Genomic DNA, 17570 nt, shown 5'->3' with positions numbered 1-17570 from the left:
TGAAGGGACCCACGCAAGTAAATGTATCGGCCGCCGATGAGGCGAGATGATGGAACGGATTTCCCGTGCTCCGCTGGGGCTGGCGTCGAATATCGTTGCCTAGTTTGAGTTTGCGGTAGGGCGGAGCTACCCTGGGTCCAGAGTCGCTAGTTCTGCTCGTGATTTTTTTTCGCGCTGTGGTGCTACAAAGCGTGAGCCCATGGTCGGCCCGAAATAGCCTCGTTGCTGCGAATAGCGGACCCAACGATCTCCTGACTGAAACACCTGGATTTGTGCATATGGCCCAATTTGCAGCCTTGCTTGGCTCTGAAAATCCGTCCGACGAAGCTGAGGACTGTTTTGAAAGCGTTGAGGTATTCCAAGCGGGGGCTTGGCGATTTCATATACGATTGCCAGCGCTCCGGTCGCTGTTGCCACCACAATTTTTCCTGGTAACAAAGCAGCCTGGCTGCGCGCATACTTTGGTTCGGCGCCCGCTCGGCAAGGCCTGCTGTGCTTGAGCTTACAAACTCTCGGACTTGCGCAGCCGCAAGTACGTTCCCAGAAAATTCCGAAGTAGCCAGACCGGGGACGATTGCAGCGCCAACGCCAGCAGGGAGAGACCTCGATATTTCGGGGTTGAGAACGCCTTGAAGCGCATCGCCAGCAGGCGGACGAAGACCGCTCTTTTGCGGTTGTACTGATGCGGTTGCATCTTGCGGATGTCGGCTATTGGCAACGATTCACAACTCAATGCGCCCGCCTGTCTGATGGTGTCGAGCAGCGCCCGGCCGGAGGGTGTGCGGGCCATGATCAGGCTACGACCGTCACGCTCCGTGAAGTCGGGATAGCCGTCCTCGCTGTACCAAGCGTCGGCACACGTGATATCCGCAAATTCGCCGGTGCCATCCGGACAGATCTTGCAACGAAACTGCACGCGCGGGCTCAGAATGTATCCCCAGGAGGAATTGTAATCCATTTTCTCCTCTGACCCGTCCCGGCGCGTCGCGCGAGTCCAGCCAGGCCAGCCCCGTCCTCTGTAGGAAAATTTGACGAGTTCGTTCTGCTCGACGCCCAGCTTTTCAACGACCGCTAGGGCACCCTTGCGGCTTGGTACCCCGGCGCAAAAGAACGATATCTTGAACGGGATGAGTCGATCGATGCGCGGGTCCGAGCGTGCCATTCGTCGCAGTGCTGCAACGTCGCATGGCTTGCCGATAAAGGCGAAGGTGCGCTCTCTGGACAAGTAGGCCTCGAGATCCGCCAGAGGCGCGGATGGCGCGTAGCGAGAGCCGGCGGCCTCGATGATCTCGGCGCGCGTCGTGCTGGGCCGGGTGATATTGCCAACGGGATCGTTTGGGTCGGCGGACGTATGGAGGATGAAGTCAACAGCGCGCGTCTCGAGAAGATGGATCGCGATCGCGGAAATCACACCACCAGAAGAACCAAGATAGCGAACGTCCGCGTCGGTGGAAAATCCGGTCTCGAGCGAAACGATAGGCCCCCAGGACCGGTCGTAGCTAACCTCCGTTGATGGCAAATGTTGCAGCTCCGCTCCGGAGCAAACTTTTTGTACGATTTCCTCATCGGCAGTTGCCAACGGCTGCTGCTCCTCAGGCCGCAAATAGCCTGCCGAAGTCATAGACATTTTGATCTTGTCGCCCCCGACCGCCGTCGCGCAAGCGCCGCAACCATGGCAAAGCCCATTGCGCTTGATACGGGCCAGTTCACCCATACGAAACCGCCTCATCGCCTAGTTTATCGAAATTTGCCTTGCAGGATTTCCCGACGACGCGCTCCCACCTTGTCCCAGGTGAAGTCCAGCGAGCGGCTTTTCGCCGAGGCGGCCATTCCACGGCGCTCTTCTTCGCGCGAAGGTAAAGACGCAATTTCCTGGGCCCATTCCTCGGGGTTGACGCTATCAAGAACAATTCCATCTACCTTGTCGCGCGTAAATGCGCCGGCTCCCATCGGGGATACCAATGCAGGAACCCCGCAACCGGCGGCTTCATAGGTCACGAGCGGACCGCCTTCCTCAAGCGTCGGAAAGACGAACCAGTCCGCGGACCGATAGAGAGAGGGAACATCGTCCGTATATGGCATGTACTTCACATCCGGACGCTGCAGAACGCTGGCATATCGTTCCTGAATGATCGGCTCGATAGCACCGGCGATGATCAGGCGGCCCTTGATATTAGCTTTTTGCCAAGCGTCCAGTAAAATATGCGCGCCCTTTCGTACGCACAGATATCCTACGAAAACCAGCGTGACGCCTCCATCCGCAGGAAAGGATTTGTGGCTACCCGCGAATCGGGCCGGCTCCCAACCATAGCTGGTCGCGATCAGACGATCGTCCGGAATACCTAGGGCACGCAGCGATTTCGCAACCTGAGGACTCGGACAAAAGACCGCATCCGCGATCGCGAGGCCGTCGTTTTCGTATTTGATCGAAGCGTCATCCAGCCCATGCGAGGGCGCCACGCCGAGCGAGCCGTAGGCCTGATAGAGGATCGTGCGGGCGGTCGCGCGGGCGCAGTTGAATTTTTCCCGAACGACGGTAACGCCCAGCGCGTGCAGCTTTTGAGCCAAGGGAAGCGATACGTCGCCGAATGTGAAAACAATCTGCTTTCCCTTGGAGTTCTGCACCTTGCTGAGCAGTTTTCTTTCCGCGAGGGGCATCACCAACTTTCTAGCAACCCTGGTCGGGATCCTGCCGAGAAATCCAGGGGTTGGCAGGCCTGTCAAGACCTCAACCTTGAGGGGAGCGCCGGACCATTTGTTGACGGAGGTGAAGACACGACAAGGTGCCTCGGGACCATTCATCGCTTCGGCAAGCCTGGCGGCGATGTAGGTCGGACCGTGCCGGCTCAAAAGTGGATCAAGAATAAGGCTTACTTCCACGATATATCCCTCATGCCGCGCTCCAGAAACCCTCTATGAATACTATCGAGACTTCGTCCCGGAAGCATCTGTTAGAATTTGGATCAGTTGATCTTCGTATCGTGCAAGGCGCGCGTCTGCGATCGTCAACCCTCTTTCCACGTCGAGCGCCAACGCGTCCCGAGCATCGAAGGCCGCCATTATCTTGCCAAGTGCGACGTCCTCGTTGTCGACTTTGCCGTCGATATAATGCGTATACCTCAGCGTGTTGAACAGGCCGTTGAACTTGCGCGAATAGGCGATCGGTACGACCGGCACGCCGGCGGAGAACGCTCCGATGCAGGCGTGCATGCGCCCCGCGACGACGAAATCCATTCCCGATAGATAGGATTTGGCTTGCTCGGCGGTTTCAAACAACGGCGCGGTGACTGCCGAAGGATAGCGTCTTTTCAGTTCGTGCATGACGGGGGCATCATCATCCGCGCCACCCGAGCCGCTCACATGGGCCAGCAGATGGATCTCAACACCCGATCGCTTGCTCATCCCCTCGATCAGGGAATGCGTCAAGGACGCATAGTCGAGGGCCATGCCGAGCTCGTTCTTGCCGGTGTATCCCTGATTATAGAGGAGGCCTGAGACGTTCAGGCAAACCCGCAATCGGTCAGCCGCCTTGGCTTGCTTGACGACAGGTACGGCAAAGGCAACGTCAATGAACTCGGCGGCGTTCGCAATTCCACTTTCGCTGAGAAACGCCGAGGAAAGATCGTCGCGTGTAAAGACGCCCGTGGCGCGGCGCATCACCATGATCGCAGTACGCCGGCAAACCAAGTTGTTGAATGGTCCGATGGTTTGCGGGGCCAGGATCAATGGCTTGGCCAACGCAAGTGCGGCCAACTTTGTTCCGGCCAATCGCGCGAACCGCCGCACCCCGTAGATGTCGGTAAAGCTATCGCCTTCGCCGATGTCGAAAATGACGTCGCAGCTTCGGACGGCGTCAAGGAATCCGAAGTTGCCCTTCATCAACTGTTTGAGCTGCGGCTCCGGGCCATTCGTGACGTCACTAGGCAGTTCGGCGCGATGATTCTGGCCCGCACCAAGCGACGTGAAATGCGCATCGACACCAACTTTCTGCGCTGCACGACGCAGCAGATTGGCATGCCCGCGCGCCAGAGCATCGACGCCCAGATTGCCATGGCTGAAGGTGTGCCAAAGAAGGCCTATTTCCAGAGTCTTGTTGCGCGCTTTTACGGTCACGATTCTCTCTCTTTTCACGCTTCGACTTTGACTGCATCATTCGAGCGCGATCTATGGGCTAACAGGATAAGTCTGCCGAGATATATGCCGCCCGTTAGCAGGGTGCCGGCAACCATCGAGGCGGGAGCCGCCACCAAACCGTACTTTGGCAAGAGAACGAGCATACCGAGTATGATGGTTGTAACTCCCACAGCCTGGCCGATCACGCGGTACATCACGCCTCGGCGGGCAACCAACGCAACTCCGAGCGCCGCCGCCGAAGATTTTACGCAGAAAAGGACTGCGAAGGCGGCCCATACGTCAAACGGAACGATGTACTCTGCGCCGAAAGCCACCGGAGTCGCGATCGGCGCAAGGGTCGCGAACGCAAGCCCCAGGACCAGACCTATGCCGGAGAACTCAAGGACCATATGACGCTCGAGCTTGTCCGCGGCATCGCGATCGTTGCGATGGCTGTGGGCCAGGCGCGGCATATAAACCTGTGCGAGAATTTGAATTGGCAGCTGAACATAGTTCGCTAGTCGCGATGCCACTTGATAAGTGCCGGCTGCGTGCAGACCGAGCAGACTGCTCACAAAGATGGTGTCCAATTGGCCCGGAACGACGGTCAGGAACGTATCGACCGCCAGACCCGAAGACTCCCGTGCGAACCGCAGGGAATCGCCCAGACGTCGAAACCCACAATTGCCGAATTTGACGAAACGACCCACCACCGCGAATGAGAGGATCGTCTGAGCGACGCGTGCGAGCAGCAACGCGCCCGAAAGGGTAAGAATTTCCGCCCTCACGATCGCAATGCCCACCACGATTGCGACAAATATCGCAACTGCGACCAGTGCTGCATAGGCCTCGACGTCAAAACGCCCGATGCCGCGCAGCGTCATGATAGCAAGATCGCCATAGGACATGATCATGATGGACGCATACAGCATCAAGCTGGCCCAAAAGAGCTCGGTGGACAGATTGAGCGAGTATAATGCGCCGACCGCAATAATGGTGGCGGTCGCGACCAGCAGATTTTTGACGCGGATACACGCCGCGATCAGCTCACCGGCACGATCAGGCTGGGCGCCGATGTCCCGTAGTGCCTGTATGCCAAATCCAAAGTCGGTCACCAGTGAGGCGATGGACGAGTAGGCGAGAACCGTAGCCATGAAACCGTAATTGGCCGGTCCCAAGCCTCTCGCCAAGACCAGCAGGCTCGCTATGCCAACGCCGATCCGACAAACGAGAGTGACGGCCAAGAATAGTTTATCTCTGTTCACCGGGTCTCATCCAACTTGCTTCGGCCCTCGAAGGAGCACGAGCGACTCTCATCGGGCCTGTCATCGCGATTTGTTGTTGATGGGGACAACTTGTGTCTGCCAGTTTCCATCAACGGTCGCTCCCAAGGTTAGCTGGGCGCTCCCGTGAGGAATCTGTCAGTTTGTTTATGGCCTTCTCTACAATGCGCAGAAAGTGCTCCTTGTAATGATCTTCGGTAAAGTCTTTCAGGTACCGTTCACGACCGCAAATCCCAAAAGCGCGCATTGTGTCGGGCTCGTCCAAGGCAAATTGCAGTGCTTTGGCCAAAGCCGTCGCGTCTCTCGGGGTGAATAGCAAGCCAGTTTGCTTGTCCACGATGATCTCCGTCAGTCCGCCATGGTCAGCGCCTATCACTGGACGTGCGTGGGCCATCGCTTCCACGGCAACGAGACCAAAGGGTTCTGGCTTCTTGGACGGTACGACAACGACGTCAGCCCACTGATACAAATCGGCCGGATCTTTCACAAATCCTTCGAAATCGACCTGGGTCTCCAGTGCGGCCTCGCGGACCTTTGCTACAAGCCTGCCGGTCTCCGGACCCTCTTCGAAGGACGCGCCTGCAAATTTGATGCTCAGGATTGCGCGATGCGCTGCCGGCAGCGCTGCAACGGCGTCGACGAGGAGGTCTTGCCCTTTCCAATCGTTGATCCGCCCGATCAGAAGCAGGCAGGCCTTGCTGGCATCGTCAGAAAACGGTTGCCTCGATGCGGTGGGCGACTGATCTGGAATCCCGTTGTGCAACACGAACTGGCGGCGGTCGTCGGAAAGACCAAACGCGCGCTTTGTAGCGGCGGAGTTGTAGACGAGAACAGCCGTTGTCGCGTGTATGATGGTCTTGATGAGGTGCATCGCCAAGCCCGTCGGGATTTCGTGAATGTGCAGGATGGATGCGCATGACGAGAAGCGGGAAGCGAGGGCATAATCGAAGATGACTGACGTATTAATATATACCAGCGTGTAGCTACGCAGTTCGCGCATCGCGCGCAGAACATGAAAAGGCAGCGCGAGCAGGCGAACGATGTTCTTCCGGATACCGTTTGCTTTTCGCAGGACCCAAAGCTCCCTTAACGTGACCTGAAAGCCCATGTCCAGCAGGGTCCGAGACAGATCGCCCTCGCGTGGCAGGACCACTGAGATATTCGCGTCGGAGTATCTGTTCCTTAGAGCCAGCAGCGAGCTGATGAACGTTCTGTCGGAGCCGTAAAGCTCGTAGCCTTGGTGGACGCAGAGGATTTGCATGGGAAGGGGACGCGAATGCATTTTGGGAACTAGTCGAGAAACTTGTCGAAGAGCGTTTCGTACTTACCCAGCACATCGTCCCACGTAAATTCTGTCCTATGGCGTTCACGCGATGCTCCGCTCGCTCGGCTGAGATAATCTGTGTCAGCAAGCACAGTTTCAAATATCGTCCCTAGGGATTTCTCGTCCGCAAAATAAGTTTGTTCATCGCCTGCGACCCATCGATTGAATTTATTGTCTTGGGCAATGATAGCGCTTCCAGCGCCGAGTGCCTCAACGAGCGACGGATTCGTGCCGCCTACCTGATGACCATGCAGATAAGCAAGCGCATGAAATCGCAAGCTGGCCAGTTTCTCTCGCTCGTAGATTGCTCCGACGAAGATGACTTCATCCGAGGCGGCAGCGCAAACTGCGCGATGATATGGATTGGAATTCTGCAGGTTGCCCAAGATGACCAACGCTAACCCACGCGGCTTGAGTGAGAAGCTGCGAACTATCTCCAGGAGGGAATTTTCTGGTTCGATACGAGCGATGGAAATGACGTACTTTCTGGGTTCAAGTCCCATCGAGCGAACCGCAAGGTCCGATGCGTTCGTGATCGAGTCCGCTCCATAGGGGATCATTACAGATCTTTTCCAGCCATGACGATGAAGGTGGTTGGCTATCTCAGGATGGTCGGCGATTGGAACGCTCGACGTGCAATACCCTACAAATTCGTTCGCATAAAACCACGCCTTGATGAGGTTCGACCATTTGGCCCGCTTCCACTCGATTCCATCCATGTTCATGATGACGGTGCGGCCGTATAGTCGCTGCAGGACGTTAAAGATCGCCGTGTTGTAACCTAGAACGAGATCCATGCCTGGTCGCTTGAGGGCGTCAAAGGCGCATCGGGCATCGAAGGCAATGCTCCCAATCGAGCCCTTTCCGAAGCCGTGTAGGTGTATTCTGTGGATTCCATCGAGGTCATCTTCGTAGTCTGGAATAGGCTTTCCTTCGTGGGGGTCTATTTGGCAATAAATGTTAACGGACCAGCCCCGATCGCGCAGGTAGGGTGCCAGTCGAGCGGCGAATGTCTCAAATCCTCCGTGTGCCGCGGGGTATCCCCTCGTGCCCAGGATGTTGATCGTTTTATTGCGGTTCAATGGGGTGTTGGTCTGCATCTGTGTCGTGAACTGGGTGGGCGATCGGGACGACGTTGTGGTTCAACCAACCGTGATGGGCTGAGCGATGGCCACTTCTGGCGTGGCCCATCGTAGTTTTCTCGAATTGACTCTAGCGAGCTCAAGCATCACGTGAGCGTCCCTATGCAGCCGGCCGCGGCGGATTGTCTTCATGCGAGCAATAATGGTGAATCTGCTTTTCGGGTGAGTGTGCCGATCCAAAAACGATCGATCATGGGTGCGATGCCATGCGCTCAATAGACACTGAGCGCCACTGCGGATCCAAAAAGCTCCTTTCGTCTAAACAGACTGAACCATTTCGTCGTCATTGAGTTCACGCCTGATCCTTACCGGATAGTCAAGTATCCCAATTTGTAGCGCTTTGTTAAGCCTTAATAATGATTGGCCGATTGTGACAGACCTGCAATATCTGCCCAAGAAAGATCTAGGCTGCTCAAAATTCGTTCTTCTCCCGATCGAAAGATCTAACGGACCTATTGATGCCCTAGCGGCGTCGAGGCGAGCATTCGTGTCAGAATCTTGAGCAATGCGCTCTTTTGGGTCTTTCTGGCGCAACGCTCAGCGATCCGCATCGCATCTAGCCGATTATCCAACGGGTTGATGACGTGCGCTCCGGCAAGGGTTCACCTAGCAGTATCTACGGGAGAATCTGTGTCTTCCTCGGGAGCCGTTAAGAGGCGGTCGGGCACGGCGCGCCGGTTGATTAACATGGCCCAGGATGTGAATGTGTTTCACATTGGCGGCGAGCAGCATGGGGAAGGCAAATGATAGAACGAATTTCGTTAATTTCTATCGCGGCGGTCGCCGTCGCGTTGTCCTCGGTCTCTGCACGCGCTGGAGGAACCTGCATCCTGCATCCGGAACCCTTGAGGCTGCAATCCGACACCGTGCGCTGGTCCATCAGGCTCACGTCCGGCGGCGAGTGCATTCAGGGTCTGCGCTGGTCCTCGCTCATGATTGACAAGATCATCGTCGTCGAGGAACCGAAAGCCGGACGCGTGATCATCGCCGGTCCGTCGTTTCGCTATCTCTCCAATCCGGGGTCGCACGGCAGCGATTCATTCAAGCTCGTGATATCGGGCAGCTCGCTGCGCATTAGTGGAACTTCATCAATCGAAGTCGACGTGACATCACAGTAGATTTTGGAGTGCGGCGAATTTGCCGCGACATTGTGAGTAGCCTCACAATCTCGATCGAACAATCGTCGTATTGAATGTCTAGAGTGAGAGTGTCTCGTTCATTCCGCCGTTCTGCGGAGATTCGCGTGTCACTTCTCCCATCGTCCGATCAAACGATCCCCGCGACAGCTTCTCCGGATCAAAGGAGTTCCTCCGTTGTCGTCGAAAATGCTGTCGCCCTCGGCTTCCTGACGACGGTTGCAGCCGCGACGTTATGTTGGCTGTATGTGCTGGCCGTTGCAGTGTGGGACGGAGCAAACTGGCTACTCTCCTGAATAGTTATAATTGTCGGGCCAGCGCTCGCGTCGCTTACGCTGCGAGAGTTCGGCGTGACCGCAACGTGATCATCAAGCCAGCAGAGCGTCGCCCATCTCAGCGCGGAACATTCGTCCGGTTGCTATTGAGGGCCGGGTTTGCGGATGCTGCCGGCGGAACGCCCTGGCCGATCGGATTCTGAAACGGGTTGTTGCTCGGCTGGGTCGCAACCGGCGTACGCGTTCCCGCATTGACGCTGCGATTTCGTACGCCTTGCTGCTGCGCGTTCTGCGCAAGGGCAGGCGCTGCAATGGCGAGCGCGACGATGACGAGAATGAGCGATCGCAGGACCAACATGAGGAACCTCCATCTGCCGAGATCGGGGACAAGTGAACGAGGAGCTTTCGCTTCAGGTAAGCTCTCGGGCGCGGTTTGGAAGAGGTTCAGAGCTTCTTGCAATCGGTGTAGAGCGTGCCGCTTGTCAGGACGACCCGCTCGATGCAATGCCGGGGATCCACGATCTCCCCTGGAACCGTGAAGTCATAAGCCTGGCCCCTGAGGATCAGGGCATAGCGGCCTGGGGTGAGCTCAAGCGCAGGATCCTCGCCGTGTAGCTCGTACATTTCCGGACTGTCCGGGATCGGCGATGAGCGGAACGGGAACGACACGTTACGGATCACCCATGTGGGATCGCTGTCGTCCGGCTTCCTGCCGGCGGCGTCGGCGGAAAATTCGCGGGCGACCTTGGCGATGATCCGGACTTCCGCGCGATCGGCTGCGTTCGAGGCGGCATCCCGCCGGAACACGATGAATTTTGGATGTCCGTCCGGCAGAACGGTCTGGCTCGGGGCCTTGATGGCAGCCGACACCGCGACGCGGAGATCGGGCGCCCGGCCCGGCAGCAATTGCAGCTCGGACAGCTTGTCGGTGTTGACGGCGTAGATTCCGTAGTCCTGCGGCCGCAACGGATTGGGCTTCGCAGGCGCCGACGTCGGCGGGAGCTCTGGGGCCGGTTTGACCTCCACCTGCGCGGCGACAGGCTTTGCCTGTTTCGGCAGATATTGCGCGAGCGAAACCAGCCGCTCGCGCTGCTGGAATGCCAGCAACAGCCCGCCCAGGACGAGCTGCATGCCGGCAGTTCTTTTGATGGGTGACCAGAGCGAAGAGCTGCGGCGCGAGGCCGCAGCAGGCTGGGAATTGATTTCCAATGGAGGATTTAACCATGCCGGGGCGGGCGTTGCCGCGTCCGGCGTGGGCAGATGGTGAATGGGCGCTGGACCGTGGTCGGAAGCCGTCGGCGGCGGGAGGCAGTGCTTCTGCGAAGCAGAGAACGCCTCGACGCCGTGGATCGCGGTCTCGAGCGCCTGCTGCGCCCGCTTCACGTCCTTGACGTCGGCGTGGGTGAACTGCTCCTGCAGCTTGTAGCGGGCGAGGTCATAGATGGCCTGTCGCATGTCCGCGGGACTGCTGTTCACCGTGTCGATCATGCGCGCGATCACCAGCGCGAACTGGACCTCCGTCGAAGCCGGCTCCGCCGTGTCGCGATCGGTATGGCGCAATTCACCCGAGGTTATTTCTGGTGAAGGCTTCTGCAGTGTTTTCTCCAGCCGCTGGAAGGCGATACCCCATTTTGGATGTGAAACGGGTACGAAGGAAGCTACTATCAGGCGGTGCCCAGGTTATGTCAGGGATATTCGAATAGTGCCGCTGTCCTCATCCGACAAGGAAAAATCATGCCGTTCCAATTGAGCTTTGGCGTTCTTTTGTCTGCTCTTGTTGGTATCACGCTGCTTTCAGCGCCAATTCCGGCGCAGGCGATCACGGCCGAGCTGGCCAGGAAATGCAGCGCGCTGACGACCAAGCAATTTCCTCCGCGTGAGCCGGCCAACCCAGCCGCCGGAAGCACCAAGGGATCGGGGCGCGACCAGCAGGCCTATTTCAATAAATGCGTCGCCAACAACGGCCAGGTCGACGACAACGCCCCGAAGTGAGGCGCAGGCGCCGTTGCTCCAGCTCTTGGCTTAGCTCTTCGGCGCGTGGACATCCGCCGAGGCAGGGGCCGGCTTCGGCGCGGGAGGCTCCGGCACATTGCCGTCTTTCGCCATGCAATCCCTAAAATAGGTTTGGCGATCAGGGCTCATGCGTACCGAGCCCGGGCGCTGGTAGGGATAGGCAATATAGGAATAATGCATGCACTTTCGGGCCGCTTCGGCGGTCGGCGCGGCGGAGGCGTCTGTCGCGATGGCGGTTGCGGCACCTGCAAGAAGCGCAGCGGCAAGGAGGATGGGCGTGGAGACGGGTGCCGGCTTGAGGGATTGAATCATATCGTGATGAACTCGCTGAAATCTCAAATGCGCGCTGCACCGGGTGTCCGCGCCGGGCCAAGACTATAGCTTTGCGAGATGCGGGCCTCAACTTTGGGACCGTTCGAAATTGCAGGTACGAACCGCAACGCTCGTCTTAGCATTCGTAACTAGGGTGGTCGAGCTTCAGGGAGAGACCTCGATGGTCGCGTTGTCGACTGCTTGCCTTCTGGCTGCCTGCATCGCATCGCCGTCATTGCTGCCGTCAAACTCAGCTTCGAGGTCTGAAGGGGCGAAGTCTGATAGGCTTCCGCGTTCGAGCGCAGATGGGGCGTGTTAGCGGCCCCTTAACCACCACCACGCGCTGGCTGCGCGGCCTTACCGAACCTTCAGGTTCGCTCTCCATTCTCTGTGCGCAACGCCGGGAAGGGGGCGAACCATGTCGCGAACGTCGATTTGTGCATCCATTGTCGGGTTGCTGAGCATTCTCGCGTGCGGACCCGCCGCCCAAGCCACGCCGAACTGCATGCGCGATATCACGCCTTACAAGCTCGCCGGCGACACCATGGAATGGTCGATGACCATCGCGCCGGGTGCGGATTGCATCCAGGGCCTGCGCTGGTCGACGATGCAGATCTACAGCGTCTCGGTTGCGGAGAAGCCGGCGAATGGCGAGCTCGTCCTCGTGGGTCCGGGCTTCCGCTACTATGCAAAATCCGATTTTTCCGGGACGGACAGCTTCACGCTCGTCGTGGTTGGCAAGAACCGGCACGAGGAGGGTACGTCGACCCTCCAGATCACCATATCCGGACCGAAGGCACCCGTCTTGGTCAGCGCGGTCGACCGCGCCCAGTAGGGGCAGCCGATGTGGCGCCTATCCGGGGTTGACCCGGCGGCAGATATGTCCAAGAAAGACCTCGTTTGCACGCGGTTTTAACCACAGGCCGTGCATGTCGGACCGATGGGCGCATGGGTTATCCCGGCCGCTAACCGCTTTTGATGAGACAAGGTTTTGGCGATGGCTGAACGGGTCGCTCTGATCACCGGCGTTACCGGACAGGACGGCGCTTATCTCGCCGAATATCTGCTGTCGCTCGGCTATGTCGTGCACGGCATCAAGCGGCGCTCGTCCTCCTTCAACACCGCGCGCGTCGATCATCTCTATCAGGATCCGCATGTCGGCAACGTGCCGTTCCTGATGCATTACGGCGACATGACCGACTCGACCAACCTGATCCGCCTCGTGCAGCAGATCCGGCCGACCGAGATCTACAATCTCGCCGCCCAGAGCCACGTCGCCGTCTCGTTCGAGAGCCCGGAATATACCGCGAATGCCGACGCGCTCGGCGTGCTGCGGCTGCTCGAGGCGATCCGTATCCTCGGCATGGAGAAAGAGACGCGCTTCTACCAGGCCTCCACGTCGGAGCTCTATGGTCTGGTGCAGGAGATCCCGCAGAAGGAGACGACGCCGTTCTATCCGCGCTCGCCTTATGGCGTCGCCAAGCTCTATGGCTACTGGATCACGGTGAACTATCGGGAAGCCTACGGCATGTTTGCCAGCAACGGCATCCTGTTCAACCACGAAAGCCCGATCCGCGGCGAGACATTCGTCACCCGAAAAATCACCCGTGCGGTTGCCCGCATCGAGGTCGGTCTGGAAGAGGTGCTCTATCTCGGCAATCTCGAGGCCAAGCGCGACTGGGGTCATGCCAGGGATTATATCGAGGGCATGCACCTGATCCTCCAGGCGGATAAACCGGGTGATTTCGTGCTCGCGACCGGTGAGACCCGCTCGGTGCGCGAGATGGTCGAGCTCGCCTTCGGTGAAGTCGGTCGCCGCATTGAATGGCGTGGCAAGGGCGTCGAAGAGATCGGCGTCGATGTGAAGAGCGGCAGGACGGTGGTGAAGATCGATCCCACCTATTTCCGTCCCACCGAGGTCGATCTTCTGGTCGGCGATTCCAGCAAGGCGCGCGCGCAGCTCGGCTGGAAGCCGAAGCGCACTTTCGCCCAGCTGGTGCAGGAGATGGTGGCAAGCGATCTTGACGAGGCGAAGCGGGAGGCCGCCAGTGGCCGTCACACCGCTTGAGCTGAAGGGCAAAAGCGTCTACGTCGCCGGCCATCGCGGCATGGTCGGAGCGGCGATGCTTCGTCGCCTGGCACGGGAGGACGTGCGGCTCGTCACGGTCGATCGCAGCGAGGTCGATCTGCGCAACCAGGCTGCGGTGTTCGACTGGTTTGCGAAGACGCGGCCGCAGGTGGTCTTTCTCGCCGCCGCCAAGGTCGGCGGCATCGTCGCCAACGATACCCTGCGCGCCGAGTTCATCTACGACAACATCGCGATCGCCGCGAATGTCATCCAAGCCGCGCATCAGACCGGTGCCGAGAAGCTGATGTTCCTGGGCTCGTCCTGCATCTATCCGAAACTGGCGCCGCAGCCGTTGCGCGAAGATTCTGTGCTGACCGGCCCGCTCGAGCCGACCAACGAGCCCTATGCGATTGCCAAGATCGCCGGCATCAAAATGGCGGAGGCCTATCGCAGCCAGTATGGCAGCGACTTCATCAGCGTGATGCCGACCAATCTCTACGGCCCCGGCGACAACTATCATCCCGAATACAGCCACGTCGTCGCCGCCCTGATCCGCCGCTTCCACGAGGCGAAGCTCTCGGGTGCGGCGAGCGTCGCCGTCTGGGGCACCGGCACGCCGCGGCGCGAGTTTCTCTATGTCGACGACATGGCGGATGCCTGCGTCCACCTCATGAAGACCTATTCGGCCGCGGAGCTGATCAACATCGGCACCGGCGAGGACGTCACCATCGCCGAGTTCGCCCGCATCGTCGCCGACATCGTCGGCTATCGCGGCGCCATCACCTTCGACACCTCGCGCCCCGACGGCACGCCCCGCAAGCTGCTCGACGTCAGCCGCCTGACGGAGCTCGGCTGGCGCGCGCGGACCCCGCTCGTGGATGGTATCGGGCACAGTTACTCGGCCTATCTGGCGAGCGAGTAGGTTGTTGCTATCGTCCCGCTTTAGAGGGAGAAAACTCCCGCGGCTTTCGCTTCGATGATGGGCTTAGCGCCGTCTGCAGAAACAGGACCGGTCATGTGTATGCCATCTCGAGTCGGTGTCGCACGAACGATCGCTCCAGCGATGACCTCAGTGCTGATCGCAGCTTCTCCGACGGAAAACTCCACGATCCAATCAGAGCCACTTGGAGCCACTTTCCCAACGTTCCGAACGAACGCTCCGGCCGCATCCGCGCCGATCACAATATCGTCTCCGACCAGCGGTGGCGCGCCGCTGACCATAATGACGATCCCCGACGAAACCGCCAGTTTAATTCTGGATTCGCGGCCCAGCGCCTTGAATTTATCGGGGAAGGTCAGATCAGTCCAAGCTGGCGAGGTGTCGATGCAGGCGTCGACGTTTGGTGGCAAGCTACGCGCGTAGTCGTTGTACAGATACCTTTCTCCAGACGGAAAGGTATTGAGCGGCTTTGTCGCTTGGTTCGCGATGGCGGAGAACTTGCTGTTGCTCACGTCCTGCACCAGCGGCTGGAGGGTGCGAATGATGTTCTTGAACGTCGACCCATCGGGCCGACGAAACTCGCGCTGATAGGCCCAAGAGGTATCCGCAGCCGCTTTAACAGCCTTGAAACCGCCGCCGCTGATCTGGTTCTGCCCATGGCCATTCGCGAAGAACGTAAAAGGATAACCAAGAGCGGCCAACAACCGCTGGCGGAGGGTGAACTGATCGCGAGTGATCGAAAAGAAATTCGTCGATCCGACCGCGAACATGGCGAACGGTATGCGGCCTACACCAGGCGTGTCATCGTCAAGTCCGATGGGCCAGAAACCCATGTTCGCGCGGCTTCCAACCTGATTGGCGATATTGGTATTAGCCCCAGCATCGAGGCTGTCGCCAAGGACTAGGCCTACCGGTTGCATGGTTGGCGCACCCTGCGCGACGATGCAGAGCGGCCCAGGTGCCGTTGCGCCGAAGGCGGGGGTCGGGATCGCGCCTCCGTGGAGAATTTCTCCCAGCGAATCCGTCGGACTCTGGGCCCATCCATCGCCATATTTCGCTTGAATTGGATTGTAGCTGACCGGTCGTCGAATTCCGACCGGACAGAAATCATATGTGAAGGTCGACAACGGTGTGTTGGCAGGCCATCTCACAGGATGCGGATCGGTGATAATCCAAGGATCACCGACGCCGGTGGTGTAGTTGGATCTGCCATTGATGGTCGCTTGATGGTATGTCGAGCCGATCTTGAACGCGAAGCCGAGGATTTGCCGTCCCGCGTCGCCCATGACCTCAAATGGAGCAAACGCAACCTGCGGAGTCCAGAAGTTTGGTATCACGAACCGAATGTTGTATTGTTCGTAGTTTGGCGAGTAGAAGACATGCCGACCTACAACGTATTGACTGTTGGGCATCGCCGCGACACCCGTGAATGCGGGGCGCGTGCGATTGCTCGCGAAACGGTAGCCTAGATCAGGCACGGGCGCCAACCATCTGCCGTTACTTCCGGCAAGAGAACCCGACGCAAAGCCCAGACTGAGCCCCCCCAGTACTGCACGACGTGTGAACATTCTCGCAAAATCCCGCTGGCGAGCATTCAAGGTTGATCAAGAAGATTAATTGAAAGACGACGTCGTCAATTGCTGCACGGAGTCCAGACTCAAAGCGCGTTTGTGCTGGAATATGCCTATGCTTAGAAAAGTTGGCGATCAATGCTTTATACCTGCGGTCGTCTTGGCAACGGTTTTATGGCCGATGTTGCTCACGACTTTAGCCTAGCAGCTCCTCACCTGCTGATTGTTGCATAGCAATAGGCGCGAGCCGTCGCCGGCCAGCGTGGCGTGCTATTAAATTTGGCATATTTGAAGCGCGCGCCACCGCGCTCTCGCTGCATTCGTTCATCATCATCTTCTTCATGGGGCAGACCGTCGGCTCGCTTGCCTATGGTTTCGGGCTCGCGCTTGGCGGCAAGGGGCCGACCCTGCTCGCGAACGCCGGGATCATGGTGGTGCTGGGGCTGGTCTGCGTCCGGCTGCTCGCGCGCCGGCCGAAGCGCGCTGATGCCTTGGGCAGGCTCTGTCTTTTCCAGGTAAAGTTGCTCAACAGAGTATCGAGCCGCGTCTTTTCTGGAGGGCGAGTCACTGGGCACTGTCTGGAGACCGGAATTATCTACGACGTCAGCACGGTCATTGTGATGGACGAGGACCCGACGATCGCGTTTGCTCTCAAGTTTGATACACTACCGTTGCAGTGACTACCACGCTAGAGCCGCTATCAACGAGGTGAACGCCGTCACAGATCAGTTCGATGAATGGTTTTTCCTTGAGGACAAACGTATAGAGGAGCACGCGCCCTTGACGGACCAAACAAACCCTTGGCAGCGATTGAATTCCGAGATTGCATTCGATTGCCCCTACTACCTTGCTCGACGTGATACAGTTCTGCATCGCAGCGGGAAGACGCACCCCTATGTATCCGTCCGCATGAAGTTCAGAGGAGTCACGGTCCTTCCTATCGACGAGCATGGCTTCACGACGATCATCGGACAATTTCGCTACACGCTTGACCAGTACACTTGGGAATGCGTCCGCGGCGGAATCCCGATTGGGATCGATTCGCTCGACGGCGCCAAGCAGGAACTCCTGGAGGAGAGTGGATACCAAGCCGACAAGTGGCTGCATCTGTTCGATCTCACGGCATCGCCAGGGGTGACAGACGAGATGGCGCCTTGTTTTATCGCTTGGCAGCTTAGGGAAGGACAACCACAACCCGCTCAAGAGGAAGCCATCGCGCAGCGGCGCATTCCGTTTTCTGAAGCTGTGAGAATGTGTCTTAGCGGAGAGATCGTCGACGCAGCCAGCATGGCGTTGATTCTGGGTGCGTACTCAAAGATGGCAAACGGCGAACTCCCAAATGATCTCTTAGGCATGATGCGACGGGCCTAGATGCGAGACCTTCTCGCTAAGA

16 protein-coding genes and 1 pseudogene are annotated in these 17570 nt (G+C 58.4%); 7 read left to right on the top strand and 10 right to left on the bottom strand.

Features of this window, described 5'->3' with window-relative positions:
* Nucleotides 1-502: 502 nt before the first annotated feature.
* The 6 genes from NLM33_RS17660 to NLM33_RS17635 form a co-directional block, all read right to left on the bottom strand.
* Nucleotides 503-1714, bottom strand: a complete 1212-nt coding sequence (locus NLM33_RS17660; RefSeq protein WP_254097350.1) for a Coenzyme F420 hydrogenase/dehydrogenase, beta subunit C-terminal domain — start codon at nucleotides 1712-1714, stop codon at nucleotides 503-505.
* 23 nt (nucleotides 1715-1737) lie between these two features.
* A complete protein-coding gene (locus tag NLM33_RS17655; RefSeq protein ID WP_254097349.1) occupies nucleotides 1738-2880 on the bottom strand; it encodes a glycosyltransferase family 4 protein in 1143 nt (380 codons plus the stop codon).
* Between the two features lie 42 nt (nucleotides 2881-2922).
* Complete coding sequence (locus tag NLM33_RS17650) at nucleotides 2923-4113, bottom strand: polysaccharide pyruvyl transferase family protein (protein WP_254097348.1); 1191 nt, start codon at nucleotides 4111-4113, stop codon at nucleotides 2923-2925.
* Nucleotides 4114-4127: 14 nt separating this feature from the next.
* Complete coding sequence (locus NLM33_RS17645) at nucleotides 4128-5357, bottom strand: oligosaccharide flippase family protein (protein ID WP_254097347.1); 1230 nt, start codon at nucleotides 5355-5357, stop codon at nucleotides 4128-4130.
* A 130-nt stretch (nucleotides 5358-5487) separates the two neighbouring features.
* The gene (locus NLM33_RS17640) at nucleotides 5488-6657 is read right to left on the bottom strand and encodes a glycosyltransferase family 4 protein (protein ID WP_254097346.1); all 1170 of its coding nucleotides are present in this window, start codon (nucleotides 6655-6657) and stop codon (nucleotides 5488-5490) included.
* Nucleotides 6658-6686: 29 nt separating this feature from the next.
* Nucleotides 6687-7820, bottom strand: a complete 1134-nt coding sequence (locus NLM33_RS17635) for a DUF1972 domain-containing protein (RefSeq protein WP_254097345.1) — start codon at nucleotides 7818-7820, stop codon at nucleotides 6687-6689.
* 974 nt (nucleotides 7821-8794) lie between these two features.
* Here NLM33_RS17635 and NLM33_RS17630 point away from each other — a divergent pair.
* Nucleotides 8795-8980, top strand: coding sequence for a hypothetical protein (locus tag NLM33_RS17630; RefSeq protein ID WP_254097344.1), 186 nt, complete (start codon nucleotides 8795-8797; stop codon nucleotides 8978-8980).
* Between the two features lie 411 nt (nucleotides 8981-9391).
* On the opposite strand, the gene NLM33_RS17625 is transcribed toward NLM33_RS17630, so the two are convergent.
* On the bottom strand, nucleotides 9392-9631 hold the full coding sequence (locus NLM33_RS17625) for a hypothetical protein (protein ID WP_254097343.1): 240 nt from the start codon (nucleotides 9629-9631) through the stop codon (nucleotides 9392-9394).
* A gap of 86 nt (nucleotides 9632-9717) precedes the next feature.
* Entirely contained in the window at nucleotides 9718-10833 is a 1116-nt protein-coding gene (locus tag NLM33_RS17620; protein WP_254097342.1) for a hypothetical protein, read from the bottom strand.
* 174 nt (nucleotides 10834-11007) lie between these two features.
* Here NLM33_RS17620 and NLM33_RS17615 point away from each other — a divergent pair, with 174 nt between their 5' ends.
* Nucleotides 11008-11265: a hypothetical protein gene (locus NLM33_RS17615; protein WP_254097341.1), complete on the top strand. Its 258-nt coding sequence runs from the start codon at nucleotides 11008-11010 to the stop codon at nucleotides 11263-11265.
* Nucleotides 11266-11295: 30 nt separating this feature from the next.
* On the opposite strand, the gene NLM33_RS17610 is transcribed toward NLM33_RS17615, so the two are convergent.
* On the bottom strand, nucleotides 11296-11598 hold the full coding sequence (locus NLM33_RS17610) for a hypothetical protein (RefSeq protein WP_254097340.1): 303 nt from the start codon (nucleotides 11596-11598) through the stop codon (nucleotides 11296-11298).
* A 505-nt stretch (nucleotides 11599-12103) separates the two neighbouring features.
* Here NLM33_RS17610 and NLM33_RS17605 point away from each other — a divergent pair.
* From NLM33_RS17605 to NLM33_RS17595, 3 genes are all read left to right on the top strand, one after another.
* A complete protein-coding gene (locus NLM33_RS17605; RefSeq protein WP_254097339.1) occupies nucleotides 12104-12433 on the top strand; it encodes a cadherin-like domain-containing protein in 330 nt (109 codons plus the stop codon).
* A gap of 162 nt (nucleotides 12434-12595) precedes the next feature.
* The gene (gene gmd / locus NLM33_RS17600; protein ID WP_254097338.1) at nucleotides 12596-13666 is read left to right on the top strand and encodes a GDP-mannose 4,6-dehydratase; all 1071 of its coding nucleotides are present in this window, start codon (nucleotides 12596-12598) and stop codon (nucleotides 13664-13666) included.
* Nucleotides 13647-14588 (top strand): GDP-L-fucose synthase, encoded by a 942-nt coding sequence (locus NLM33_RS17595; protein ID WP_305880490.1) that lies wholly within the window; start codon nucleotides 13647-13649, stop codon nucleotides 14586-14588. Before gmd ends, NLM33_RS17595 begins: the two co-directional genes overlap by 20 nt.
* 20 nt (nucleotides 14589-14608) lie before the next feature.
* Here NLM33_RS17595 and NLM33_RS17590 read toward each other — a convergent pair whose 3' ends face one another.
* Entirely contained in the window at nucleotides 14609-16018 is a 1410-nt protein-coding gene (locus tag NLM33_RS17590; protein WP_254097337.1) for a hypothetical protein, read from the bottom strand.
* 449 nt (nucleotides 16019-16467) lie between these two features.
* Between NLM33_RS17590 and NLM33_RS17585 the strand changes: the two are divergent.
* Together NLM33_RS17585 and NLM33_RS17580 are read left to right on the top strand one after the other, a co-directional pair.
* Nucleotides 16468-16650: pseudogene (locus NLM33_RS17585) on the top strand (MFS transporter); the annotation flags it as partial.
* Between the two features lie 235 nt (nucleotides 16651-16885).
* Nucleotides 16886-17548, top strand: a complete 663-nt coding sequence (locus tag NLM33_RS17580; protein ID WP_254097336.1) for an NUDIX hydrolase — start codon at nucleotides 16886-16888, stop codon at nucleotides 17546-17548.
* Nucleotides 17549-17570 lie beyond the last annotated feature (22 nt).

Origin of the sequence: Bradyrhizobium sp. CCGUVB1N3 (genome assembly GCF_024199925.1) — a bacterium.
In the GTDB taxonomy this organism is placed as follows: Bacteria; Pseudomonadota; Alphaproteobacteria; order Rhizobiales; family Xanthobacteraceae; genus Bradyrhizobium.
The sequence above is the reverse complement of the archived record's forward strand: the minus strand, read 5'-3'. Positions and strand labels throughout refer to the sequence as shown.